This window comes from Acinetobacter sp. YH1901134 (assembly GCF_013416965.1).
Taxonomy (GTDB): domain Bacteria; phylum Pseudomonadota; class Gammaproteobacteria; order Pseudomonadales; family Moraxellaceae; genus Acinetobacter; species Acinetobacter amyesii.
In genome coordinates, this window is record NZ_VPEW01000004.1 from 258,576 (window position 1) to 275,687 (window position 17,112).

Consider the following 17,112-nt stretch of genomic DNA (forward strand, 5'->3'; position numbering starts at 1 on the left):
AACAATGTTTAAAGCAGAAAAAATTTTATGGGGTGAAGGATTATTTTTACGCCCGCAACACTTTCAATTACAAGATGCTTATCATGAACAGCGTTTAAACCATACGGTTCGCGCAACAATACCGTTCGCTTATGGTATTCAAAGTTTAATTTTTGATGAATCACAACTCAGTACCAATACTTTGGCTTTGAATAAAGTTGAAATGATTTGGCAAGATGGCGAGATTTATCAAGCACCTGCACAAGACTTATTACCTGAGCCTGTACTACTTGATTCATTAAATTTACGCGGTGAAATGCAAATTTATTTAGCATTACCAATCGTTCAACCGAATAAACGAAACGTCAATTTTGAAGAAAATACCCAATCGAGTCGCTATCATTCACATTTGACTGAAACTCATGATTTGTTTACAGATGCAACGGCTGCTGAAATTACCTTATTACGCCGCCGTGCAGAGTTCAAAATCTTTGAATTAGGCCAAGAACCCCAGCACAATCTTGATGGTTTTCTTTACATGCCTATAGGCCGAATTAAGCGCCAAAGTTCAGGTAATTTTGTTTTAGATTATCAATTTATCCCACCAATATTACATATTAGTTCGTGTGATTCACTGATTACCGGGCTTAAACGAACGCTCAATATTATCAAAGCTAAAATTAAAACCATTCAATCGAATAATCGTGAAAACGAACAAAAGTTAATTGAATTCCGTTCTGGTGATATCGTTTCATTTTGGTTGGTTAATGCGCTAAATACTGCGCATGCGACCTTAAATCATTTATTGCAATATCCAATGATTCATCCTGAACGTTTGTATTTTGAATTATTACGTCTGACAGGTTCGTTACTGACCTTCTCGACAGCTTACGAAGTAGATCAACTCCCACAGTATCAACATCATAATTTGCAAGAAAGTTTTGCTCAATTAGATGTGATTTTACGTGAGTTGCTCGATACGATTATTTCAAATCGATATATCAGTATTAACTTGAAAGAAACCCGTCAATCCTACTGGGTGGGCAGCCTTGAAAGTGACAAAATTACTCGCGATTCTCGCCTGTATTTAGCTGTTTCAAGTAGCGTGATGCCGACACATGACATTATTTCTTATGTACCGCTGCGCTTTAAAGTCGGCAACACTGTCGATGTTGAACAGCGTGTCATGGCGGCATTACCTGCTGTTCCATTGCAACATATGATGCAAGTGCCAACAGCAATTCCAGTACGTTCAGGTGTGAGTTATTTTGAAGTTGAGCCAAATAATGATTTGTATCAACGTATGCTTGATTCTGAATCGATCTGCGTTTACATACCAGCTGGCTTCCAAGATATCTCGATTGAACTTATTGCAGTGATGAATGGTTAAGGAGCAATCATGAATATTTCAAATAATGCCCCTTCACTTTTTGACGATGGTCAAATTGGATTAGGCTCTTCAAAACCAAGTGCTGAACCGAAAATCAACAGTTCAACCAATTTAGTTGATCTACTGCATGATGGTTTTTACATCGTATTTTTACTCAAAAATCAATATGTTCCATCCAGCCCTGAAAGTTTCAGGACAAAAATTATGGATCTATTAAACCGATTTGAAAGCCAAGCCCGTAAGCTTCAATTCAGCAATGAAGATATCACGGACGCAAAATATGCCTATTGCGCTTTATTAGATGAAACCATTGTCACCCAACAAGATGCACGTTTTTTTGATTTACAAAACAATTGGATGATGAATCCACTGCAATTAAGTCTTTTTGGTTCACAGCTAGCAGGTTATCGTTTTTTTGAAAATTTAGAGCAAATTCGTTCTAAGAATAAAGATCGCTTAGCAGCACTTGAAGTTTATCATTACTGCATGCTCCTTGGTTTTCATGGTAAATACCGACTTGAATCGATTGAAATGCTCAATTCACTCGTTGCACGTGTCGGCGATGAAATTGATTATATGAAAGGTAAAAAGGCGTTTTCGCCTTTCGCGGCACTGCCGGATCAAATTAAAAATATTATTCACCGTGAATTACCATTTTTTTGGATCATTATCTTTTGGGCATTGTTTGCTGTATTAGCATTTGGTGGACTGAAATATATGTTATCCAACCAAAATAATCAGGCGTTATCACAATATCAAAATGTCATAACTGCACCATCGGAACAGGCTTATATCACCATTCATTTACCATAAGACTTAGACACCATGGCAAACGAAAAATCGAATAACGTTAAAATTTTACAGTCAACTCAAAAGAATAATTTACCGCCTTTAGCTCATGCTGCGATTGGCTTTCTTGTTGGTGCTGCGGTCATTATTGTTGTTGGCCTGGGATATTTTTATCTAAGTTCTGACGATCAGCCTGCAAATACAGAAATGACTACTTCTGCCCCAACTGAAGATAAAGCTGAAACTGAGGCAACCACTGCACCCCGTCAAAGTGAAAATGAGCAATCTTCAGCTGAAAAAGCACTGCAAAGCGTTCATGCTACGGACGAAAAAGATCAGGATAATGGTTTATATTCGAATGATTTAGCTACTGCTTTCAATCATGGCAATACGGCTAAAGTGACTCAGCCTGTTCAAGCTGTAGCGAATAACCGTTCGCCTTTTGAAATTACCCAACCGCAGCGCCCTGTTGTAGCAGCTACAACAACCGTTAAACAACATATTCCAACTACATTAGTAAAACCAAAAGCTGCGCCAACAACAGCTAAGGTGACCAAACCTACAGAGCCTTCTACGAAAGCAGCAAAAGAAGAAGAACACTTTGAAGAACCGATGGGTGGAACGCAAATTTCTGAAACCAAACGTCCGAAAGTGGTTGCTGCAACAAACACTGCTAATGCGACTGTGAGCGCTACAGTTTCCCCATGATCATCTTTTTGGTTAGCTGTTTCTTTGTCTTAGCACTGGTGACAGTGCTTTGTTTTTCTTATGAACTCAGAATTAAAGTTCAGGATTTTTTCTTTCAAATCATTCCACAAAGTAAAAAAAGAATTCAACACGCCAAAAATTTTGCTTATGAACTGAACTATGCAGCAGCACCACAACAAATTCAATCACACTGGCATTTACAACAATGGTGGATTTTATTTGCAGGCTTCTTACTGTTTGCCAGTATTTTATTATTTGCTTTTACTCGCCCGATTACTGCAAGTAAAGTGGAAGCTGATTATTTGCGTAAAGTCGACCCACAAATTTACGCCATGCTTGATGGACAGGTTTTAGATGCGCCTCCTGAGGTTGAAGAATATCTTGTTCAAGAAGCGATCGCTGAAGAAGCAGCAATGATTGAGCAGCCATCTGTTATGGCATCAAGCTTTAACCCAGAAGTTCAAGATATCCATACGCATTCATATTCTACAGATGTGCCTTCAGCAGATCGTAAATGGCATAAAATGAACCCACGTTATAAACAACGTTTATTGATGGTGTTTAAAATTATGCGTGAACAGCATGGCTATGAAATGGTTTTGCTTGAAGGTTATCGAAGTCCAGAGCGTCAAAATAATTTAGCTACCAATAAAAATACCACTCGTGCCCGTGGTTTCCAAAGTTATCATCAGTTTGGCTTAGCAGCCGATGTTGCATTTAAACGCAATGGCAAAGTGGTCATTACTGAACGAGACCCTTGGGCTATGCGTGGTTATCAACTTTATGGTCAAGCCGCTGAGTCTGTTGGTTTAACATGGGGCGGACGCTGGAAATCTATTCAAGATTATGGTCATACAGAATATCGTATGCCAGGCCTGAAAAAAACTGCAGAGATGGCGGCACTACTGACCTCTGAAGGTCAGCTTCAAGCCAATAACATTTCGATTGAGTAATTTCGATGTTGTGCCTTCAAAATATAATTGAAGGCACACTGTATTATTCTAGATAATTTTGTATTTCTTCTACAACTTTAGCTGTTTTTTCAGCATGTAACCAATGGCCTGCACCTTCTATTTCTACAATTTTCGCATGTGGAAATTGTTGTTCTATCGCATTGATATGTTCTGCTTTTGAAATATAAGGTGACTGTCCACCTTTGAGGTACAATGCAGGCTGTTGCCAAATATTTCCGATATTTTCCCAACCAATAATTTGGTCATACTGTTTATACAACGCATCTACATTAAACAACCATTGTCCTTTACTAAACGATTTGAGTAGAAACTGTATCACCATATCTGAATGAATATACTCACGCATAATTTCAACCGCTTGTTGTCTAGATTGAATTTGCGCATTTTGTACAGCGATCAAAGCTTTAAATATTTCATCATGATGACGTTCTTGATATGCAAAGGGCGCGATATCCAATACAACAAGTTGTTCTACCCGCTCTGAAATTAAAGCCAATTGCATTGCGACCTTGCCACCCATGGAATGGCCAATCACTGAAAACTTATCGATGCCAATCGCATCTAATGTTTCGAGTACATCGTTTGCCATCTCACGATAATTCATTTCTGTACTTTGAGGTGATTTACCATGGTTTCGTAAATCAAGCTGAATGACAGAATATGAATTTTGAAAAGCTCTGGCAAGCATCCCTAAGTTACTGAGGCTTCCAAATAAACCGTGAATAAAGACAAGGGGGTGTGTTTCGCCTTCTAATTTTTGATGATATTCGTAATTTAGGATCATTTTTGAATACTTTGCTATGTTGATATTATGATGCCTAGTTGAATGAATGAAATCAAATGACAGTTAAAAAATTATTAGTCTTACTTAGGCTATTTGTAGGTAGTAAATATTTAAATTGCTTAGGCTATTTTATAAAATGAAATAGCCAACCGCATTCGACCTAAAGGTTCTTTGTCTTTAATTTGCAGATTTAAAGTAATTAAAAGGAATTTTTAAATAGCGGATACCATTCCCTTCTGGTTTTGGAAATTTACCTGTATCCATATTAATTTGTATGGCAGGTAAAATCAGTTTGGGCATAGCCAAATTTGCATCACGCTGAGTTCGCATTGTGACAAAATCTTCTTTTTTCGTACCAACGTGGATATGAATATTCTGCTGTTTTTGCGCATGCACACTGCTTTAGCAGCAGTATTTTGACCGGTTTTCTGGTAAATAGTCATGACATAAAAACACGCGCATTTCAGGTGCTAACTGATAAATCTTTTGTACAGAGTCGAATAATACTGCCGCACTGCCCTTGGGAAAATCACAGCGTGCTGTGCCATAATCAGGCATAAATAAGGTATCACCGACAAAAACAGCATCATCACCAACCACATAGCTCAGACAAGCAGGTGTATGTCCAGGCGTTGGAATGTTATACGCATTTAGCTCACCGATTTTAAATACCTCATGATCTGCAAATAAATAATCAAAAGACTGATGTGAATTAAAATATTTCACATCAAAATTATAAATGGCGCTAAATTTTTACTGCACAATCTTAATCTTATAGATCATTGTAATTTTGCCACCAAAAAACTGTTTTAAATATTGAGATGAGGTTAATTGATATGCGTGCACATGCATTTCTAAAACCTATTATATACTTAGGCTATTTTATTGAAGTAGCCAACTGCTGCCAGACCCATAAAGTTCTCGCCAATAAAAGCGGTTAGAAATGGATGCATATTTATCAGCCATAAAACAATATATGTTTTTATAACATATTATTAAAAAAAAGATGCAAGCTCGCCAGTCTAAATATTCATTCTGACATGCCTTTCCTGATTGAAAAATTTTACGTTTCAAGAGTGTTTAATTTATTTAGAATTAATTGATAAACTTGAAAAATCACGAAATATATCCTCGGAGATTTTTCAATAAAGGCTGTTTATTATGAAGTTAATTGAAATAATAGATAATTTATAGATCAATACTGATATCGCTGAGTGCATCGCTCACCCACGTTAAAGCATCTGAACCCAATTCTATAATATTCGAACCAATTTCAGCTAAGTTCAGTCAAATCTAGAGAAGATAAAGGATCAGATGATGTACTATTTTTTTGCTGTTCTTGTTCAGCTTGCTGCTCAATGGCTTCCTCAAGATGAGTTTGATCTAATGGAGATGAGTTTGAATGTTGTTGTAATTCATAGTCGTTATTTTGCATTGGTTCATCCTGTTATTTTGTTTTTTATTACGTTTAGTTGATATTAATTTGGCTCAAACTCTTTGAGCACCTTATTTACAAACCACCAAGGTAAACGCTGAATACCTGAATTCATCTTTAAAATTTCAGCTTGTTCAATTTCCGCAATGAAAGAAGCATGCTGTCCATCGGCAGAGTTATCAAATAAATAACTACGATCCGTTGCTTCTACCGCCTGCATTAACAGATCCATACTTCGATAATAACGTTCGCGAATTTTTTGTTCTGGCACACCATGTCCACCCTTTTTCACGCGGTACTGAACACGTGAAATATTGATAACAGGATCAATAGTGGAAACATAATATAGATAGGTTCGAAAGCCTTTTCTTTTTGCTTCGCGTAGAAACTCCACCTTTGAAATATGGGACATCACCGTTTCAAAGGTAAAACTAATTTTTAGTTCTAAAAACTGCAAACGGATGTAATCGATAATTCTTGCACAAAGATATGAATCAATCTGATCTGGATGAAATTCAATTTTCCACGGATCTAATATCTGAGGTTTTCGTGCTAATAGCGGAATAAATTCTCCATTCGCGGGACGTTTTTTCGTATCGAGAAAGTCAATTAATGCTTGTGATTTTAAAGCGGAATGGTAATCCAACAAATTGAGCCGGTGTGAATGTTTCAGTTGAGCTTCGAGTTCATCCGCATTTAAATATGCCCCAATATGATGGGGCAATAAATATTCTTTAACTGTGCTTTTACCTGAACCATTTGGACCCGCGAACATTCTAATGCGAGGTTGTGGAGGCATGTATTAAACAATTTCCTCTGTTTTCTTTTTACGTTTTAAAATTTTTGGTAGATCATCCACTTGTACAAAATCGGCTGATACATCTTTTAATTGTACTTCTTGACCATTTTGCAGACGTTGAACCAGTTGTAAACCTTTTACATAAACCACAGTGGATGACGCACTTGCTTGTTCAAAAGCATGGCGAAATGCATTGATAGCAAGGCTCGGGATCATATCGTCCTCATATTGGCTTGCTTTCATTACTGAAGTATAAGCTGTCATGTAAACAACTCCTCAAACATCAAAAATAATGTGTTCAATTATCTTATCATACTTGCAATATTTGTCTATTTATCCATCAGTCATACCGAGAGTGAAATGATAAAATACAAAGTGATTTAATCATTTGATTGTATTCCTCGAACCAAACTGCACATATGAGTCAATGTATGGGGATGCCACATCATGAAAAATTTAAATTTTATCCAAATTCGATTTATAATCTGATTAAGCATTTAATTTTTCACAAAAAAATAGCCACTTATTCAGTGGCTAAAAGAGAACGACATCAACAAGTTGATGTATTAGGACTGACCTATGCAACAGGACCAGGGATGTTTGTTGCATATAAATCGTTCTAACTTGATCATAATAATGTGATGGACTTATCATTTTAAGCATATTTCATATCATTTCCTGACAATCTGCATTTTCAATTTCTAATATTATTAGAAACTGCACCTATAGTGAATAATGCTGTAATAATTTTGAAATATTAGACCATTTCGAATTATGAAAAATAGAACAAAATGAAAGAAAGTTAGACGAGAGCCCAAAAGTTTTAGAAGAGAAATTTAAACCTAAATTATTTTGTAGGACTCGAACAAAATGCACTTTCGTTTAAGCCAGATGACTGCATACTCTGTTGCTGTTGTTGTAAATAGTGCTGTGAAGCCACTCGCATTAGATTGGCCATTTCAAGAGCTGAGTTTTGCTGAGAAATTTCTAAAATCTGTCGATATGCATTCAATCTTAAACAAAAAGCTTGAGTTTGCTGCTGACCCGTTGCAGTAGATGTAGGGTCATCTAAAATGGCTTTGGTTGAATTAATTTGCTCAGTATATGCTTGTATCTGAGCATTATATTCAGTTTGAGTCAGTTGTGGAGTAACCGCTTCATTCACATTTGCACATGCTGCAGAAGCAGTAAACACAGAGAAAATAAGGACATAAAGTTTATACATCAATGGAGAATGCATAAATTAAGCCTCATCACCTTCTTTCCAAACATCTTCATAATCATCAGCATCTATCATAAAACGATAGCCTACATCCAAAGCTAAATACGGTAGCACTTCAGGCACGACATCTTGCAGTTTACGCACAGTCATTGTTTCAAAGTTATCTGCGCCTTCAAGCTCGCCACCATAAATATACCAACTGACATTTTCATCACCTTCTGCAGGCTTACGAATACCAACTATTGGATCTTTATTTAAGGTATGGACAGCCACAGCAATTACATCATCGCCCTGCACTTCTACATATGCAGAACCCACTTCTTCACATAAAAGTTTTTGTTCTGCAATCAACTCTGCCAAAGGTGATGAATTTTGCGTATGTTTTGCCATGTTTGTTCTCAGGCCATATAGGTTTCGGGCATTCTACCGTGAATTACACGTATATAGATAAATTTTTTCCGTGCGAAAGCATTCGTGCCTTGTTTTATTAATTCATTTATAGCAAAAGACTCAATGCAGTAGATTCCATGCAAAGATATAAACAGGAATAAAGGAGACTTAATTCAAGACATATACCGTTCAAACACAGAAATAGACGAATAAAAAATAGAATCAGTATGCAAACAGCAAGCTTCTTTACCACCACAGATTTAACTTTTGCCAATACCTGTACAAATTTGGACAAATACCCAATTTTCCAAACTTGCATGATTTATGAAAGAAATCGTCAATGCCTTACACGCTTTATACATTCAAAACACTGACTAGAAAATACACAAGATGGTTAAAACGCTTATATATAGGTCTATAAAGTATGACTTAGCTACGCAATAAATGTTCATCATATCTAAAGCTGCCTACTTATAAGGAAATGCTCCCACAGAAAATTCAATTCACTGAGGCAAACAAAATATCTAGGTTGAGCCCTATCATTTATGAAAACATTTCATTGGTTTGGAAATATGCTGTATCAATCATAAAAAAATAAACTATCTTTTAATTTTTATATACTTAGCATACAGACTTGCTTTATTCTTTTAAATAACTCGCTTGAAAGCTGAGAGCAATTTAGATTCCTTTACGCGTGAAATAAGTTAAACCTTAGAATTTTTTAAGTCGCTGTATAAATACCATCTTTACGACTATGCATGCGTAGGCTGTTCAACTGACGACCTACAAGGCGGATACACAAATCAGCACACCTTTTAGATCATTCGCACTGGTTATTGCTAAACGTACGCACCACGATAAAGCAAGTTTACACAAAAGATATCAACAGTTTTAGCCAATTGGGTTTAAAATGATGTACTACAATATAATGATAAAAATGTAATCTTTTAACATTGCCAATTCTCTGCAAAATTCGCATTATATAGCCCATTCTCGGCACATGCTTTTCACGTCAATTCAAAGAAATTATAAAAAAAATGTGGAATTTTATGCCATAATGAGCAAACTTTGCAGGTATCTTGCAAAGTAAATTTGCAACTTTTTATTGGAGCAGGCTGAATGAGCTCGACCATTTTGGTCATTCATGGACCGAATCTCAACTTACTGGGAAAACGTGAACCCGAAGTTTATGGCTATCTGACACTTGAAGATATCAACCAAAAACTGATTTCACAGGCTCAAAACGCTTCCATTTCTCTCGACACTTTCCAAAGTAATTGGGAAGGCGCTGTCGTCGACCGAATTCATCAAGCGCAACAAGAAGGCGTTCAATTCATCATTATTAACCCAGCAGCCCTAACACATACTTCGGTTGCTGTGCGTGATGCCCTTCTTGGTGTAGCCATTCCGTTTATAGAAGTACATCTATCAAATGTCCACGCTCGCGAAGCATTTAGACATCACTCCTATCTATCTGATAAAGCCGTTGGCGTTATTTGTGGTTTAGGTGCAAAAGGCTATGCCGCAGCACTAGACTTCGCCATCGAAAAAATTCAACCAACTTCTCAATCTTAATTAGGAATACTGTTCATGGATATCCGTAAAATCAAGAAACTCATCGATTTGATGATTGAATCTGACTTACAGGCGATTGAAGTTAAAGAAGGCGATCAATCGATTGCTCTAACTCGTCGCAATCCAGTAGTTGCTGCCGCTGCGCCTGCTATGGCTGCACCTGCCGCTGCGCCTGCTGCACCTCGTTCACCACGTGGTGCTGTTGAGCCGTCTCCTATGGTTGGTGTGTTCTATGCTGCGCCAAATCCAGGTGAAGCACCATTTGTGAAAGTTGGTCAAACTGTATCTGCTGGTGAAACACTCGGTATTATCGAAGCAATGAAAATCATGAACCCAATTGAAGCAACTCAAAGCGGTGTAATTGAAGAAATTTTGGTTAAAAATGGCGAAGTGATCCAATTCGGTCAACCATTATTCCGCTATCGCGCTTAAGACCACGGGGAATCACAATGTTGCAAAAAGTTTTAATTGCAAACCGTGGTGAGATTGCGCTCCGCATCACCCGCGCTTGCAAAACTTTAGGAATTAAAACCGTAGGGATTTATTCCGATGCCGACAAAGACCTAATGCACTTACGTTTCTGTGACGAAGCCGTGTGTATTGGACCAGGTGCCAGCAGCGAAAGTTATCTCAATATACCTGCCATTATTACAGCGGCTGAAATCACCGGTGCAGATGCCATCCATCCAGGTTATGGTTTCTTATCTGAAAATGCTGAGTTTGCTGAAATTGTAGAAAACTCAGGTTTTATCTTTATCGGCCCGCGTCCTGAACACATTCGCTTAATGGGGAACAAAGTTTCTGCCATTATTGCGATGAAAAAAGCTGGTGTACCGACTGTTCCGGGTTGTGACCATGCTGTAACGATTCACAATGCATTGGCAGAAGCCAAAGAAATTGGCTTTCCATTGATTGTAAAAGCTGCCTCAGGTGGTGGTGGTCGTGGTATGCGTATCGTTGAACGTGTAGACACGCTACTCGAATCTGTACAAGCTGCTCAACGTGATGCGGAAATGTGGTTTGGTGACGACACCGTTTATATGGAACGTTTCCTTCAAAAGCCACGCCATGTCGAAGTGCAAGTTCTTGCAGATGGTAATGGCCATGCAATTCACCTTTATGATCGTGACTGTTCATTGCAACGTCGCCATCAAAAAGTGCTTGAAGAAGCGCCTGCACCGGGTTTACCTGAAGAAGCACGTGCGCATATTCTTGAAGCATGTGTGAATGCTTGTAAATTAATGCAATACCGTGGTGCTGGTACATTCGAGTTCTTATTTGAAGAAGGTGAATTCTTCTTTATTGAAATGAATACTCGTGTACAAGTAGAACATCCTGTTACTGAGCAAGTGACTGGCGTAGATATTATCGAGCAACAATTACGCATTGCTGCTGGCTTAGGTTTGGATCTTCAACAAGAAGATATTCAACTTAAAGGTCATGCGATTGAATGTCGTATTAATGCAGAAGATCCATCTACATTTATGCCTTCACCGGGCAAAATCGATCATTTCTATGCACCGGGCGGCGCAGGTATCCGACTAGATTCTCATATCTATCAAGGATATAGCATCCCGCCATACTATGATTCAATGATTGCAAAACTCATTGCGCATGGTAAGGATCGTGAAACCTCTATTGCGCGCATGAAACAAGCTCTAGAAGAGATTATCTTAACTGGCGTGAAAACCAATATTCCGCTACATAAAGATTTGATTCTTCAAGATAAAAATTTCTGCGAACAAGCAATGGATATTCACTATCTTGAAAAACATCTATTAAAGAAAGTCGAAGGACATGAAGAGAAATAAAACTTCAGCGTCAAAAAAACCACTCAAATGAGTGGTTTTTTATTTTCATAAGAAAGATCTATAGTCATGCTTAAGGCAAAACTCGACGCAATGTCGCAAAACACTGCTGAGCCTGATCGTTAGCACAGAAGTTAATGACCGATGGACTTTTCCACTTTACAAAGTACTGTGAAATTTCGCCGGTTTGATCTTGAATATTGCCCGAACAATCCATCTGATTATTGTCATATTTCACTTGTAAAATCAGTGCTGGAATTTGCACATTCGGATCTTGCGCGGGTTGATAGTCATATACCCCAGATGACCACTCTTCACCGCTTTTGATTACAACATCATTATTACTTTTAAAATTATAATATTCAACGCACTTTTTATTGGTCGGAATTTCCATACCCCATAAGCCGACCAATTCAGAACGTGTTGTCACCCTAAAGCTATTCACCGCTTCAACTTGATTTTTAGCCTCTGAATTTTGAGTTGTATTCTTATTATCTGCCGCCATCACCAACGATGAACTCAACATGAGTAAAACTGTAAGATATGCTATTTTCATACATTTAATCAGTCATATAAATCATGCTCTTAAAGTAACACATTTTTTTACAAATCCGCGGTTTATCACATTTTCATAACAATCATTTTTCCTATTTATCCAAAAAATCAATCTCGGTTAACGAAACTACAAATCAGCTAAATGCCAAACAAATCACACTGTTTACAATAAAATAATATAAAATCTTTTTTATCGTTTAATATACGAAAAAAACGAATTCTCCCATATTTAACCTAGGCTTACATAAGCTAATGAAACTGCATTCGAATAGTCTTGCTCCGCTTAATGCACGCCACAGCATGGCTTTTGTAATAGTCGCTGCAGTTATTCTTTGCTGCTGCTTAATCGGTATTTTCACCCGCCCATTAAGCTATTTAGCGATTTTTTGGCCTGCGAATGCAGTATTGTTAGCAATATTCTTAAGGTTCCCTAAACTGAGTAATCTGGGAGGATGGTTAGGTGCATTTACCGGTTATATGCTCGCAGATTTAGTGACGGGCAATTATTTCCAACTCACTTTATTTCTCACTTTTTCAAACTTAACCAACAGCATGGTATCGCTATTTTTTATGCGATATTTTCAGGTGAACTATCAAAACTATAATAAAGGTTTCACCTTTCTGACCATGATTGTCATCATCGCCTGTGGTGGATGCCTTGCAGGTGCTCTTTTTGCTATTTTCACCGTGCCTTATATCCCCAACACGTTTATGTCGACCGATAGATTGTCGATTGATTTTGGTATGTGGTGGATTACTGAAATATTAAATGCGCTGATTATATTACCGCTTATTCTATCTTTTCCTAAACTGGCCGATCTTAAACTTTATTTCAAAGATCGACGTCATCAAAGCTTTCAGATCAATAAAATATTTCCGGCAATTGCAGTTGTCTTCTGTGTATTTTTAACAGCCGTTTCTGCAGGTCCAGGGGCAATTCTCTACCCTTTAGCGGCTCTAATTTGGGCAGCATTAACCTATCGCTTATTTACCTTATCCCTAATTAATGCCGTGGTAATTTTAGCGACCTATTACAATTTAAATGCGTTCTACTTACACGATTCTTCATTAGCCTATTTATCGACAGCAATTTCAGTTCGTATTGGCCTAGCCATGCTGATTCTCTCGCCGTTGATTCTTTGTATTATTAGCCGAAATCGGCACGAACTATATAAAGAGGTTTTATACCTTGCAAATCATGATAGTTTAACGCATGCGATGAATCGTCGATATTTTTTCGAGCAAGGTGAGCTTTACCTACAAAACCAAATTCAGCTTAACTTTTCCATTATCATGATAGATATTGATCATTTTAAAAAATTGAATGATCAATATGGGCATTATGTCGGTGACCAAGTTTTACAAGAATTTTCGAGCGTTGTGCGTAAGAATTTACGTGAAACAGATTTATTTGCACGTATTGGTGGTGAAGAGTTTAGTATATTACTCACGAACATTGCAGCACCTGAAGCTCAAGGTATTGCTGAGCGTATCCGAAAAGTCGTTGAAACTACGCCTATCATCATTGATGAACAAAATACGATTTATATTACGGTGAGTATTGGTCTGATTCATCAGTCTTTGCCCAATGCTCCAAGTTTGCAAAGTATGATTAATCAAGCCGATCAGGCATTATATCAAGCTAAAGAACTCGGCCGTAATCAAGTGATTTTAGTCAATTGAGAATTATCAAAATACTGAATTGTTTTAAGTTGGCTTTTGGTTCGTTTTAGGCAAGCCCACGACCAAAAACATGGCAGGTATAACCGCCAGTCCTGCGATCATAAAAATAACGGGTCCCGAAAGCATGTCCCAATATCGACCTGCTAAAATACTGCCACTCGCAACACCTAAGCCCCACATGGTACTGTATAGCGCTTGACCACGCCCTTGTTGACTTGCGGTAAAATTTTGAAAAATGATTCGCATAGCGATTAAGTGGAATAATCCAAAACTAAAGGCATGAATCGTTTGCGCAGCAAATTGAGTGATAAACACCGTCGGATATAAGCCTACAATCAACCATCGCATCCCTGTTAGCCCCAAACAAATGAGCACTAAGTTACGCCAAGAATATCGATTAAAAAAGACATTGGCATAGGCAAACATAATGATTTCCGCAATGACTCCGACAGACCATAAAAAACCGATTTGGCTCGTCGAAAAATCAGCCTGCATAAGGTAATTGCTATAAAAACTATAAAACGGTGCATGCGAAAAGAGCAGAAAAAATTCAATGATAAAAAAACTCGCTACAACTGGTCGTTTTAAGATAGGCCAAAGTGGTTCAAGTTTTTTCTGTGAAGATGGTGCAGTAGCGGGCTCTTTAATCGTAAATGACCAAATAAATGCGAGAAATGCAATGCATAACAACATGATAGGCAGCATTGAAACAGGTATTATTTCTAGCAAAGCCCCTATTCCAAATACTCCAATAATGAAGCCAACTGATCCCCATTTTCTGACTTTTCCATAAAGTTCTGCACGCCGCTCAGCTAACCAAAATAAAGTTACTCCTTCAAACTGAGCCAATATAGCATTTTGAAAGAAACTAAAAACCAGCATGAGTAATGCAACAGACTGAAAACTGTTTGGAATTATAAAAATCAGAAACCAAATACAGGCTTCCATCCATGTTGCTATTCGGACTAAAAGCATGCGCTTGCCGGATTTATCTGCAATCCAACCCCAAATAAATGGGGCAAAAAAACGTGTCACAATTGCAATCGAAGATAAAATACCTATTTCTTGATAATTAAACCCTTGATCCTCTAGATACAAACTCCAATACGGCATGAATGTACCCACTATTGAATAATAGAAAAAGTAGAATCCACCTAGTTTTGTTTGGATTGGAATTGATTGCATTTGGTTGTATTCACTTGTATTTTCAAACACTTAAAAATTTTAATGGTTGTATAAGATTGCAGTCATTTGGCTATATTTGTAGCCCAACAGTCTACAAATGAGTCTACAAATTGCAAAAAAATATTTTTTTTGATTTTTTGTAGACTGCTTTAAAAACTCATTAATTTTCACTATTTTATCACTGTTTATTGCATAAAAGAAAAACCGCCCGAAGGCGGTTATTTTTGACGATGAAAGTTATAAATCTTTTGGAGTATTTATTTTATTGGCGGGCTAGAGATGGAAATAAACTCTCTACGATACGCTGGGTACTCCATAAACCAATTTCTTGATGATGCATATGAGGTGCTAAATACTTTAGAAGTTTGTTGATCTTGTATCCTGTATTCGTACTTCCATCAAATTGTTTCTTAAGCTCAGCCATTTCATGGTTCGCTAAATAACTAAATGAATTGGTCTTTAGGAAGTTTTTTACAAACTCATTATTTACTTGATTTTGTTTGGAATCTACTGATTTACCTGCAATCCAGTCATAAATAAAAGTTTTTTCAACAGCATTAAACACTCCAAACATTTTACCGTCTTCGTCGTGAATCATCTGCCAAAACCTACTCTCTTCAGGTGGTCGATTCAATTTTATCCAGCCCATACGGACAAGTTCAAAAATAAACTCTTCAACACTATCATCTTCAGACAGCCATTCATTCGTTGTTTTATTATTAAACATGCACTTATTGCTATGCATGTGTTTACCAACGATCGCCTTTTTCTTAAATATTTCTAGCACCATCTTTTCAGTGCTTAAATTTTTAATTATCTGAACTGAACTCATTCCTTTGTTATTTAGGAGATAGCCGATTTTGAGTTTACGAATGAACTCTTCTTTAGATCTGTACCTTGTAGAAAGTTTTTTAATGGCATTGGTCGCAAGGTGCGCATGCCCATTATCAAAATTATCTATCGTGATATGAACATTAAAATAGTGTGCATCAATTCCAAGTTCTTTTAACTCGTAATTGCTAATTAGCAAATGTAAAGGAAGTTGTTCATAGCCTAAATTAAAACCTGCTATCTCTGGTATAAACTCTGAAGGTGCATATGCAAGCGCAAGCTGTATTGCTGCCTGATGGTAATAGGCATCAGATAAGTTTAAAGATAGTTGATTCAAACCATGTGCCAGTAGTAGGTTGTCGTACATTCTCACGTGATTGGCTTTTTCTGAACCGAGACCAAGTTCCTCTAAATATATCTGAATAAAATCTCTAAATACTGGATCATTCCAATACTGAGTAAAGCTATATAGCCATGAACCATCCACTTTTTTTGTGGGTGCAACCTTGTATAAAAACTCATAAGCTTTACTAACTGATGAAAAATACTCTCTTCCTCCACCTTGCTTTCTTCTATCTAGATATTCTTTATAATATTCACACTGTGTACGGTTATTATGATGAATCCAATCGACAAGATGGTCTATCTCATTTGGCATCTCATCAATGTGTTCGAGAGTTATAATTTCATTCTCTAAAACCTTAAATGCCTTTAATTCTTTGGCAGAATTAGGTATTGAAGCATCTAAGAAGAACTCAACAATTTCGAAATATTTCTGATGATCTTTGGTTATTAAATTTAAGATTCTTTCTTTTACTGCTGTAGGCATTATAATTCTCACGCGGTAAATGATTCTTCTTAACCATAGTTCAGAAAATAAGTAGTATTTGTTAATTTTTTTTAATAAAATTTAATGCAATGTAATATTTTAAAAATTTTAATATATAAAACACACCTTTAGCATAATTTTTAACAAGTTTTTAAAAATCATCATTTTTTTGATGT

Annotated in this window: 18 protein-coding genes and 1 pseudogene; 9 read left to right on the plus strand and 10 right to left on the minus strand. The window is 37.0% G+C overall.

Annotation, left to right across the window (positions count from 1 at the left end; translation table 11 throughout):
* The first annotated feature begins 4 nt into the window (after positions 1-4).
* From tssK to FTV50_RS05085, 4 genes are read left to right on the plus strand one after another with little or no spacing between them, the layout of a single operon-like run.
* Complete coding sequence (gene tssK, locus FTV50_RS05070; RefSeq protein WP_078190777.1) at positions 5-1,369, plus strand: type VI secretion system baseplate subunit TssK; 1,365 nt, start codon at positions 5-7, stop codon at positions 1,367-1,369.
* Positions 1,370-1,378: 9 nt separating this feature from the next.
* The gene (gene icmH, locus FTV50_RS05075) at positions 1,379-2,182 is read left to right on the plus strand and encodes a type IVB secretion system protein IcmH/DotU (protein ID WP_180023734.1); all 804 of its coding nucleotides are present in this window, start codon (positions 1,379-1,381) and stop codon (positions 2,180-2,182) included.
* A gap of 12 nt (positions 2,183-2,194) precedes the next feature.
* Entirely contained in the window at positions 2,195-2,866 is a 672-nt protein-coding gene (locus FTV50_RS05080; RefSeq protein WP_180023735.1) for a hypothetical protein, read from the plus strand.
* Positions 2,863-3,819 (plus strand): M15 family metallopeptidase, encoded by a 957-nt coding sequence (locus tag FTV50_RS05085; protein WP_180008112.1) that lies wholly within the window; start codon positions 2,863-2,865, stop codon positions 3,817-3,819. Before FTV50_RS05080 ends, FTV50_RS05085 begins: the two co-directional genes overlap by 4 nt.
* Positions 3,820-3,862: 43 nt before the next feature.
* Here FTV50_RS05085 and FTV50_RS05090 read toward each other — a convergent pair whose 3' ends face one another.
* The 5 genes and pseudogenes from FTV50_RS05090 to FTV50_RS05110 form a co-directional block, all read right to left on the minus strand.
* Positions 3,863-4,624, minus strand: a complete 762-nt coding sequence (locus tag FTV50_RS05090; protein ID WP_180023736.1) for an alpha/beta fold hydrolase — start codon at positions 4,622-4,624, stop codon at positions 3,863-3,865.
* A gap of 177 nt (positions 4,625-4,801) precedes the next feature.
* A pseudogene (locus tag FTV50_RS05095) lies at positions 4,802-5,485 on the minus strand (MBL fold metallo-hydrolase); the annotation flags it as partial.
* A gap of 412 nt (positions 5,486-5,897) precedes the next feature.
* Complete coding sequence (locus tag FTV50_RS05100; RefSeq protein ID WP_180023737.1) at positions 5,898-6,059, minus strand: hypothetical protein; 162 nt, start codon at positions 6,057-6,059, stop codon at positions 5,898-5,900.
* 43 nt (positions 6,060-6,102) lie between these two features.
* Positions 6,103-6,834 (minus strand): zeta toxin family protein, encoded by a 732-nt coding sequence (locus tag FTV50_RS05105; RefSeq protein ID WP_180023990.1) that lies wholly within the window; start codon positions 6,832-6,834, stop codon positions 6,103-6,105.
* 27 nt (positions 6,835-6,861) lie between these two features.
* Entirely contained in the window at positions 6,862-7,122 is a 261-nt protein-coding gene (locus FTV50_RS05110) for a hypothetical protein (protein ID WP_180023738.1), read from the minus strand.
* Between the two features lie 167 nt (positions 7,123-7,289).
* On the opposite strand from FTV50_RS05110, the gene FTV50_RS05115 reads away from it, so the two are divergent.
* Complete coding sequence (locus FTV50_RS05115; protein WP_180023739.1) at positions 7,290-7,481, plus strand: hypothetical protein; 192 nt, start codon at positions 7,290-7,292, stop codon at positions 7,479-7,481.
* 224 nt (positions 7,482-7,705) lie between these two features.
* On the opposite strand, the gene FTV50_RS05120 is transcribed toward FTV50_RS05115, so the two are convergent.
* Together FTV50_RS05120 and FTV50_RS05125 are read right to left on the minus strand one after the other, a co-directional pair.
* Entirely contained in the window at positions 7,706-8,098 is a 393-nt protein-coding gene (locus FTV50_RS05120) for a hypothetical protein (RefSeq protein WP_257223857.1), read from the minus strand.
* Between the two features lie 3 nt (positions 8,099-8,101).
* Complete coding sequence (locus FTV50_RS05125; protein WP_078190788.1) at positions 8,102-8,470, minus strand: hypothetical protein; 369 nt, start codon at positions 8,468-8,470, stop codon at positions 8,102-8,104.
* A 1,119-nt stretch (positions 8,471-9,589) separates the two neighbouring features.
* Between FTV50_RS05125 and aroQ the strand changes: the two genes are divergently transcribed.
* Genes aroQ through accC form a run of 3 tightly spaced genes read left to right on the plus strand, consistent with a single transcriptional unit; the run spans position 9,590 to position 11,856 of the window.
* On the plus strand, positions 9,590-10,045 hold the full coding sequence (gene aroQ / locus FTV50_RS05130) for a type II 3-dehydroquinate dehydratase (protein WP_078190789.1): 456 nt from the start codon (positions 9,590-9,592) through the stop codon (positions 10,043-10,045).
* A 15-nt stretch (positions 10,046-10,060) separates the two neighbouring features.
* Entirely contained in the window at positions 10,061-10,477 is a 417-nt protein-coding gene (gene accB, locus FTV50_RS05135; RefSeq protein ID WP_078190790.1) for an acetyl-CoA carboxylase biotin carboxyl carrier protein, read from the plus strand.
* A gap of 17 nt (positions 10,478-10,494) precedes the next feature.
* On the plus strand, positions 10,495-11,856 hold the full coding sequence (gene accC, locus FTV50_RS05140) for an acetyl-CoA carboxylase biotin carboxylase subunit (RefSeq protein ID WP_180005521.1): 1,362 nt from the start codon (positions 10,495-10,497) through the stop codon (positions 11,854-11,856).
* A 70-nt stretch (positions 11,857-11,926) separates the two neighbouring features.
* On the opposite strand, the gene FTV50_RS05145 is transcribed toward accC, so the two are convergent.
* The gene (locus tag FTV50_RS05145; protein WP_078190792.1) at positions 11,927-12,409 is read right to left on the minus strand and encodes a hypothetical protein; all 483 of its coding nucleotides are present in this window, start codon (positions 12,407-12,409) and stop codon (positions 11,927-11,929) included.
* 251 nt (positions 12,410-12,660) lie between these two features.
* Here FTV50_RS05145 and FTV50_RS05150 point away from each other — a divergent pair, with 251 nt between their 5' ends.
* Positions 12,661-14,091 (plus strand): GGDEF domain-containing protein, encoded by a 1,431-nt coding sequence (locus tag FTV50_RS05150; protein ID WP_180023740.1) that lies wholly within the window; start codon positions 12,661-12,663, stop codon positions 14,089-14,091.
* A gap of 24 nt (positions 14,092-14,115) precedes the next feature.
* Here FTV50_RS05150 and FTV50_RS05155 read toward each other — a convergent pair whose 3' ends face one another.
* Together FTV50_RS05155 and FTV50_RS05160 are read right to left on the minus strand one after the other, a co-directional pair.
* Positions 14,116-15,276: an MFS transporter gene (locus tag FTV50_RS05155; protein ID WP_180023741.1), complete on the minus strand. Its 1,161-nt coding sequence runs from the start codon at positions 15,274-15,276 to the stop codon at positions 14,116-14,118.
* A 262-nt stretch (positions 15,277-15,538) separates the two neighbouring features.
* On the minus strand, positions 15,539-16,936 hold the full coding sequence (locus FTV50_RS05160) for an iron-containing redox enzyme family protein (RefSeq protein WP_180023742.1): 1,398 nt from the start codon (positions 16,934-16,936) through the stop codon (positions 15,539-15,541).
* Between the last annotated feature and the right edge of the window lie 176 nt (positions 16,937-17,112).